This is a genomic window from Pseudomonas sp. (assembly GCF_050739655.1).
GTDB lineage: Bacteria > Pseudomonadota > Gammaproteobacteria > Pseudomonadales > Pseudomonadaceae > Aquipseudomonas.
Map to the genome: position 1 here is coordinate 1 of NZ_JBOIBY010000519.1, position 8247 is coordinate 8247.

An 8247-nucleotide genomic window follows, 5' to 3' on the forward strand; every position below is an offset into this window, starting at 1 on the left:
GGCGATGCCCCCGGATGAATGCCGGAGCGAAGGAACCCCGAGCTTTAGCGAGAGGCCGTACGAAAGGGGCCAGACCTTTGGTTCCTTTGGGGCGTTTGCCAAAGGGACTCGCCGTAAGGGCGAAACCGCCAGCCGCCGTTACCGCAGCAACGGATATGTACTCGCTCTAAATACCCACCCGACAGCCAACACTTTTTTCCCGCTATCATGCACCCCATTTCCTGGATCAATTGCGAACCCCATTCATGCACACCCTTGCACAACTGCGCGCCGGCACGCTGGCTGGCATCACTCGCCTGGATCTCAGCGACAGCCTGACAGAATTTCCCCGGGAAATTTTCGACCTGGCGGACTCTCTGGAAGTGCTCAACCTCAGCGGCAATGCCCTGAGCCGCCTGCCCGACGACCTGCATCGCCTGACCCGTTTGCGCGTGCTGTTCTGCTCGGACAACCTGTTTACCGAACTGCCCGCGTGTCTGGGTCAATGCGTGGCATTGACCATGGTCGGCTTCAAGGCCAACCGCATCGACCGTGTACCGGGTGAAGCACTGCCACCCCTGTTGCGCTGGCTGATCCTGACCGACAACTGCATCAGTGAACTGCCGACCGAATTGGGTCAACGCCCGCACTTGCAAAAACTCATGCTCGCGGGCAACCAGTTGCAGCACTTGCCCGACAGTCTGCGTGACTGCCATCGCCTCGAATTGATCCGCATCGCCGCCAACCGCCTGACCGAGCTGCCCGAATGGCTACTGTGCCTGCCGAGCCTTTGCTGGTTGGCTTATGCCGGTAACCCGCTGGAAACCGAAGCCGATGCGGCTGCCCTTGAAGCCACCGCGAGCATTGGCTGGTCGCACCTGCGTCTGGAACAGAAACTGGGCGAAGGCGCCTCCGGTGTGATCCACCGGGCCTCGTGGGCAGCACCGGGCCAGGCTGACACACAAGTTGCCGTCAAACTCTACAAAGGCGAAATGACCAGCGATGGCTCTCCGCTGCACGAAATGAACGCCTGCATCACCGCCGGGATTCACCCCAATCTGATCCGCGTTGAAGGCCGGATCATCGATCACCCGCAGCAAACAGACGGGCTGGTGATGCAGTTGGTCGACCCGAGTTACCGCAACCTCGCTGGGCTGCCGAGCCTGGCGTCCTGCAGCCGCGACGTCTACGCGCAAGACACCCGTTTCAGCGCCGATGTCGCCCTGCGTATCGCTTGTGGTATCGCTTCTGTGGCCGAGCATCTGCACCTTCAGGGCATCACCCACGGAGATCTCTACGGCCACAACATTCTGTGGAACAAGCATGGCGATTGTCTGTTGGGGGATTTTGGCGCAGCGTCATTCCACGCCACGGCGGACAACCTGGAGAGCCGCGCATTGCAGCGGATCGAAGTACGAGCGTTCGGGGTGCTGTTGGGGGAGTTGCTGGAGCGCATTGATGCAGGGTTGAGCGAGGGGCAACGCGCGCAGCTCGAAGGCCTGCAACAGCGCTGCTATCAGCCGGACGTACTGGCACGGCCGGGGTTTGGCGAGATTGTCCGATTGCTGGATCGACTGTGACCGCTGCGCTGTCAATTGTGGCAGCTAGTGATTACGGCGGCACATTCGACATCTACTTTGAATGCTAAGGCCCTATCGCTAGCAGGCTAGCTCCCACAAGGGAATAGCGGCGAACACAGAATCTGATATCACCCAGATCAACTGTGGGAGCTAGCCTGCTCGCGATGACGGCCGGTCAGGCGACACAGCCGTCAATGACGCAATGACTTAACCGGCCAATCCGACAAACATGTCCTGCACGTCGTCGTGGTTATCGAGGCCTTCGAGGAAGGCTTCGACTTCAGCCATCTGCTCATCGCTCAAGCCGCTGACCGGGTTCTTCGGCTGGTAGCCCAATTTGGCCGACAACACGGTGAAGCCATGCTCAGGCAGGGCTTTTTGTACGGAGTCGAGGTCGGTAGGTTCGGTCAGGAACAGGGTCGCGCCCTCTTCACCCGGTTCGAAATCCTGGGCACCGGCTTCGATCGCGGCCAATTCCGGATCGGCGTCCGGGGTGTCCGGCGAGGCTTCGATCATGCCCACGTGGTTGAAGTCCCAGGCCACCGAACCGGAAGCGCCCAATTGACCCTTGCGGAAGGCGACGCGGATTTCAGCGACGGTGCGGTTGATGTTGTCGGTCACGCATTCAACGATCAGCGGCACCTGATGCGGAGCGAAGCCTTCGTAGGTCACGCGATGGTATTGCACGGTTTCGCCGAGCTGGCCGGAGCCTTTCTTGATCGCGCGTTCCAGGGTTTCGCGAGGCATCGAAGCCTTTTTCGCCTGTTCAACCACCAGACGCAGGTGTGCGTTGGTGGCGGTATCGGCACCGTTGCGTGCAGCGATGGTGATTTCTTTCACCAGTTTGCCGAAGATCTTGCCCTTGGCGTTGGCTGCCGCTTCTTTGTGTTTAACCTTCCACTGTGCGCCCATTACTCACTCTCTTGTCTATGGCGCCGAGACACCTATTGGCCGACGCATGGCGCCAAGTTTATACGGCCTAAAGTTGGCAATCGACCAAAAAATCTCATGGGTATCCATGGATCGATTTCTTCAACGGCAGTTGTAGGGCGATTCTGAAACTTCGGTTTGCGCTGACTATTATGGACCGAGGTTACGTACCCTCTGCGCCCGTACTCCTCGGCAGAAGCGCGCACGATGCACAACGACAAGGAAAGCCCCTTCACCCTGACACTGCTCGACGACAACTTGAGTCTGCAGGTGTTGCAGTTCAGTGGCCGCGAGGCCCTCAATCAACCCTATCGATTCGATATCGAAGCGATCGGCCTCGCACCGGCCATACCCGTCGAACAATTACTGCAGCAACCAGCGCGCCTCGACATGGGTCATGGCCAGTGCATCCACGGCGTGCTGCACTGCGCCAGCCGCGAACAACGCCAACAGCACCCGGATGGCTGCAAACTGGTGCTGGTGCCCGCGCTCCAGGCACTGGACCGCTATAGATCACGGCGCATCTTCCAGCGCCTGAGCGTGCCGATGATCCTGCGTCAATTGCTGGAAGAACAGGGTCTGCCTGACAGCAGCTATCGCTTCGAACTCGAAAATGGGCACTATCCACTACGTACCTTTTGCATCCAGTACGAAGAAACCGACCTGGCCTTGCTGCAACGGTTATGCGAGGAAGAAGGCATTCACTATCACTTCGAACACCACCACAGCGGTCACGTACTGGTGCTGGCGGATGACAGCCTGAGTTTCCCGCAGCAACCGCTACTGATGCCTTTCAACATCGACACGCCCGCTAGCGATCCCGCGCCGGTGATCAGCGAATTGTTCCAGCGCTATGACTCACGACCCTTGCGCTCTCGAATGGGTGCCCGAGACCGAGGCAAGCAGGCAGGCGATGACGGCGCCGCCAATCAAGCCTTTCATTGCGCGGCGGTGCCCATGCAGCGCCCCACTCACGAGCAGCGCTATCGTGATCAGCTTGGCCGTCGGCAACTGGAGCGCCTGCGTTGTCAGCAGGTGCAAATCCACGGCCAAAGCAATCACCGCGGATTGCGCAGCGCAGGTATCGTGCAGGTGGCAGAACACCCTCTGCCGGAATTGAACAATCAATGGCTGGTGATCCAGACGCGTCATCAAGGGCAGCAGGATTCGCCCGGCTTGGCCCCGCGATACCACAATCAGTTCAGCGCCATTCCCTGGTCGACCGTATTCCGGCCGGCACTCAAACAGACCCGGCCGAGCATCCCCGGTTTCCAACCCGCCAAAGTGTGTGGCCCGGCCGGGCAACCGGCCGCTCAAGATGATCAAGGTCAGATACAGGTGAGTTTGTGGCCTGGGTCGAACGCTGCTTGCGAAGAGTCAGCCGGTCTCTGGCTGCCTGTCGCACTGACGGCGTCGAATGCCGGGCTTGACCCGTCCGGTTTGCCCATGGCCGGCACCGCCGGGCTGGTCAGTTTCCTCGACAGCGACCCCGACCGACCGGTGTTTTGCCCAGGCTCGGGGCCACGCCACACGACGCCTCCCATGCGCACTCACCTGCCGCGCAACGATACCCGCCTGCTGCTCGATTGGCTGAGCACCCCCGTGGATCGTGAGCCCTGACCCTCAGCCCTTGTCGGCCTTGCCGGCGGCAGCCGCGAATTTCGCCAGACGCACATCCAAGTGCCGCGGCCGATGTCCGTGATCCTCGGCGCGCTCCTTGCGGCGGATGGCGTTACGCACCATCAATGAGCCGAGGTAGCGAATCGGCTCCGGCGGAAAGAAGCCCAGCGGTCCGTTCACCAGTGGCGAACGGGTCCAGGCATTGTCGAGCCCCTGGACCATCGAGGCGAGGATCTGCCCGCCCATGTGACACGGCCCGACTCCGCTGCCGGAATAGCCGAATCCGTAGAACACGTTGCCGCTGGCGCTCATCTGCCCGAAGAACGGCAACCCCGTGACCGAGCGATCCGACGGACCATTCCAGGTCGCTTCGACCTTGACGTTGGCAAACGCCGGAAAGAAATCCACCAGGCTGCTCTGCAACAGGCCGGCGTAAGGCGACGGTTGATCGAACACCGGCAGCATGCGCCCGCCATAGGCGAAGGTGTTCCCCCCCTTGCCGAGCATGATCCGGCCGTCCGGGGTGTTGTGGTAGTAATGCACGAAGATCCGCGAATCCAGCACCGTGACACCGCTGGTCAAACCGATTTCGTTGAGCAGGTCCGGCCGCGGTTCGGTGATGAGCATGTCGCTGGAAACGATCGCCACGCTGCGTTCGAATTGGGGGAATGCCCGAGCCATCCAGGCATTCATCGCCAGCACCACCCGATCGGCGCGCACAGTGCCGTGACGGGTCTGAATCCCTGCGGGCTTGCCTTCCTCCAACCCGGTCATGGCCGTGTTTTCATGAATCTTCACGCCCAGTTGCAAGGCCACCCGGCGTAAACCACGTACCAGTTTGCCCGGCTGAACACTGGCCGCTGCCGGAGAAAACCAGCCTTCAAGGTGTTTGCTGGAACCGGCCATGCGCTGCACATCCGCCACGGGGCGCTGGGCAAACGAGTTGATGCCGTTGCGCTCCAAGGCCGAAATCACCGCATCGGTCGAGCCCACCTGGGCGCGGTTGGTCGCGGTGTACAGCGTGCCATCGAGGCGGTAATCGGCGTCCACCGTGTACTGCTCGCAGAAGGCGCCGATGGCGTGAATGCTGCGTTCGGACTCCTTCACCAGTCGCACCGCCTCTTCAACGCCGAACAGTCGCTCAAGGGTGAAGTACTTGGCCGACCACGACAGCGCACAACCACCATTGCGTCCGCTGGCCCCGGCACCGCAGATATCCGCTTCGATCAGCAACACATCCAGTTCGGGGTTCTGCTCCTTGAGCATGATCGCAGTCCACAGCCCGGTATAACCGCCGCCGACAATACAGACATCGGCGCGGGTGTCGCCTTCCAGTGGCGCAAAGGTTTCGGATGCATCAGCCTTCAAGGCCTGGTCCAGCCAAAAGGGTCTCATGGGGTCAATCTCCGGTCAGTCGTCCACACGCCAGCCTGCCGCGGGTGCAGCAGGCGACGAGGGACAGGATTCAGGTACGCAGGGGTTTTACGGTCATTGCTCGATTGGGTACGTACGCATAGTGAGTACCCAGGCCACCGGGGCGGCTGTTCCAGTGCGGGATCAACACCAGTGCGGAGAACATCGCGCAGCCGGCGAAGACAATGAACACGGTAACGGTCTCGAAGTAACCCGGCAGCAGCCCGCCAAGAATCGCCCCGACCGAGCCGCAGCCATTGACGAAACCGGCTGCCGTGGCACCCGCCTTGGCGGTGCCGAAATCAATGGCGGCCGCGCCGCTGATCATCGAGTCCGGTCCGTAGAGTGTCAGGCCCATGACGAACAACAGCGCAACCACCAGTATCACGCTACCGGTATGCAGGGCGCCCATGAAAAACGCCAGGGACACGGTCAGCGCCAACAGGCTGATCACGCAGGCCGGCATGCGGCGGGCACCGAACAGTTTGTCCGAGGCCAGACCGATCATGATCGGCCCGAGCAACCCGGCCAGCTCAAACGCGGTAGGAATGATCGCCGCACCCACCTTGCCCACCGAGGGCATCTGTTCGAACACGATCACCGGGCCCCACAGCAGAATCGCGTAACGCGCCGGCTTGAGCATGAAGTAAGCCAGACCCAACACCAGCACCGTGCGGTTACGCAGTATTTGCTTCAATGGCTCCCACATGCTGATTTTGCTTTGAGCTTCGATTTGCTCAGCGGTCAGCTCGGGTTCCGGCTCCACCGCCGGCAAGCCGACGTCTTGCGGTTTGTTGCGTTGAAAAATAAAAAACAGCACGGCGACCAGCCCAACCACCGCCGCACTGGAAATGAACGCCGCATGCCAGCTGCCGATGAGCGTGTACGCCCACCAGCCGGCAAACGGCGATGCCACCAGACCACCGAAGGCGTAGCAGGAGCTCCACAAGCCCAATACCCGTCCACGTTGATCTGAAGGGAAGAAACTGCCGAGGTTTTTGCACAACCCCGACCAGCCAGTGGACTGCGCCAGGCCTTGAATCATCATGCACGTGGCGAAGATCGGTAATGTCGCGAAGCTGCCCATCACCAGCGCTGCCCCGGCGGAGATCAGCAGCCCGCCCAGCACCACAACACGCGGGCCGAAGCGGTCAGCGAGGATGCCCCAGGTGAATTGACCGACTGCATAAGCGGCCAGGTAGATGGCGTCGAGGTTGGCCATGGCCATTTTGTCGAGCATGAACGTCGGGTCTTCGCCAATGCCCAGCTTTGCAACGGCAAACGCTTTTCGGGTGAAGTAGAAAGCGGCGTAGGCGAGCCAGGTGATCGCGAAGATCTGCACGCGCCAACGCTTGATGGTGCCGATGTGTTTGTTCATTGTGGTTCTGACCTCAGGGTGTGAGTGTGCCGGCAGAATTGGAAGAAAACGCCTGTTTTTTTATTGTTAAGCACTGCGATATCGCCCTGTCCCTACGGCGGATACCGGTCAGATGAGTCCTGTAGATGCACGCACAGGCTCATGGCTCCCGATGCTGTTCGACTGACCAGTCACCGGGGCTGAGGAGGATAAAAACAATTACTGATTAATAAGTGAAATCGATTTATCGTATTTCAAAAATAAGCTCAGCTTGTTATTGGAGATTCCCGTGTCGGTTTCCCACGCCCAACTCAAAGCCTTCCATGCCGTGGCCGTGCATGGAAGCTTCACCAAAGCCGCCGAACGGTTGTTTCTCACGCAACCGGCGATATCCGACCAGGTTCGAAAACTCGAAGAGCGCTACGGCGTGCTGTTGTTCCACCGCAACAAACGCTCGGTGCGCCTGACAGATCTGGGTGAACGTCTGCTCGGCGTTACCCAGAAACTGTTCGTGATCGAAGCCGAAGCCCAGGAACTGTTGCAGGACTCCCAGGCCCTTCAGACCGGTAGCCTGATTCTGGCGGTGGATGCGCCGGTGCATGTGCTGCCGCAGATTGCCCGGTTCTGCGAGCGTTACCCGGGTATCAGCGTGAAGATCGAAACCGGCAACACCGATGAGTCGCTGTTTCGGCTGTTCAACTACCAGGCCGATCTGGCGCTGCTGGGTCGCGAAGTCAGCGACGAACGCCTGATCTCGCTGCCACTGCGCAATGACCCGATGGTGGCGTTCGTGTCGCGCAATCACCCATGGGCCGGCCGTGAATCCATTTGCCTGGCGGACCTGGACGACACGCCGCTGGTGCTGCGGGAAATCGGCTCGGTGACCCGCCAGACCCTGGAAGAAGAAATGGCCGGCGCCGGGTTCCGCATTCGTCCGGCAATCCAGGTTGAGGGCCGCGAAGCCGCGCGTGAGGCGGTGGTGGTGGGGATTGGTGTGGGTGTGGTGTCCGCTGCCGAGTTTGGTGCGGATTCGCGGGTATGCGCGTTGCCGATTACCGACTGCAAACGGCGGTTGACCGAGACTTTGGTGTGCTTGCGTGAGCAGAGTTCACGGCGGATTGTGGCGACATTTCTGGAGATGGTGCGCGAGAGTCTGGTGTAAGCGGGTCTGGCCCTATCGCTAGCAGGCTAGCTCCCACAGGGTTTTGTGTCGTTCACAAAGTTTACGGACACCACAAAACCTGTGGGAGCTAGCTGTGTAAACCCACCAGGTTGTTCACAGAAGCTATCCGGCTAATCGGCGGTAAATAACTCAGACTGGCATGTGGGCGATGCCAGTTGTACTCATGCAACCACGCCGGCAAGTAT

6 protein-coding genes and 1 pseudogene are annotated in these 8247 nt (G+C 60.3%); 3 read left to right on the forward strand and 4 right to left on the reverse strand.

Going from position 1 to position 8247, the window contains the following annotated elements:
- Positions 1 to 245 precede the first annotated feature (245 nt).
- Positions 246 to 1559 carry a leucine-rich repeat-containing protein kinase family protein gene (locus ACRESJ_RS24515; protein WP_431760209.1) on the forward strand — a complete coding sequence of 438 codons (1314 nt, stop codon included), beginning with the start codon at positions 246 to 248 and terminating at the stop codon, positions 1557 to 1559.
- 207 nt (positions 1560 to 1766) lie between these two features.
- On the opposite strand, the gene ACRESJ_RS24520 is transcribed toward ACRESJ_RS24515, so the two are convergent.
- Positions 1767 to 2471 (reverse strand): YebC/PmpR family DNA-binding transcriptional regulator, encoded by a 705-nt coding sequence (locus tag ACRESJ_RS24520; RefSeq protein WP_431760210.1) that lies wholly within the window; start codon positions 2469 to 2471, stop codon positions 1767 to 1769.
- Between the two features lie 225 nt (positions 2472 to 2696).
- On the opposite strand from ACRESJ_RS24520, the gene ACRESJ_RS24525 reads away from it, so the two are divergent.
- Positions 2697 to 4109, forward strand: coding sequence for a type VI secretion system Vgr family protein (locus ACRESJ_RS24525; protein ID WP_431760211.1), 1413 nt, complete (start codon positions 2697 to 2699; stop codon positions 4107 to 4109).
- 3 nt (positions 4110 to 4112) lie between these two features.
- Here the strand turns inward: ACRESJ_RS24525 and ACRESJ_RS24530 are convergent, their stop codons facing one another.
- Positions 4113 to 5504 (reverse strand): FAD-dependent oxidoreductase, encoded by a 1392-nt coding sequence (locus tag ACRESJ_RS24530; RefSeq protein WP_431760212.1) that lies wholly within the window; start codon positions 5502 to 5504, stop codon positions 4113 to 4115.
- 70 nt (positions 5505 to 5574) lie between these two features.
- Entirely contained in the window at positions 5575 to 6900 is a 1326-nt protein-coding gene (locus ACRESJ_RS24535) for an MFS transporter (protein WP_431760213.1), read from the reverse strand.
- Positions 6901 to 7168: 268 nt separating this feature from the next.
- Between ACRESJ_RS24535 and ACRESJ_RS24540 the strand changes: the two genes are divergently transcribed.
- Entirely contained in the window at positions 7169 to 8041 is an 873-nt protein-coding gene (locus tag ACRESJ_RS24540) for a LysR family transcriptional regulator (RefSeq protein WP_431760214.1), read from the forward strand.
- 88 nt (positions 8042 to 8129) lie between these two features.
- Here ACRESJ_RS24540 and ACRESJ_RS24545 read toward each other — a convergent pair.
- A pseudogene (locus ACRESJ_RS24545) lies at positions 8130 to 8247 on the reverse strand (IS481 family transposase); the annotation flags it as partial.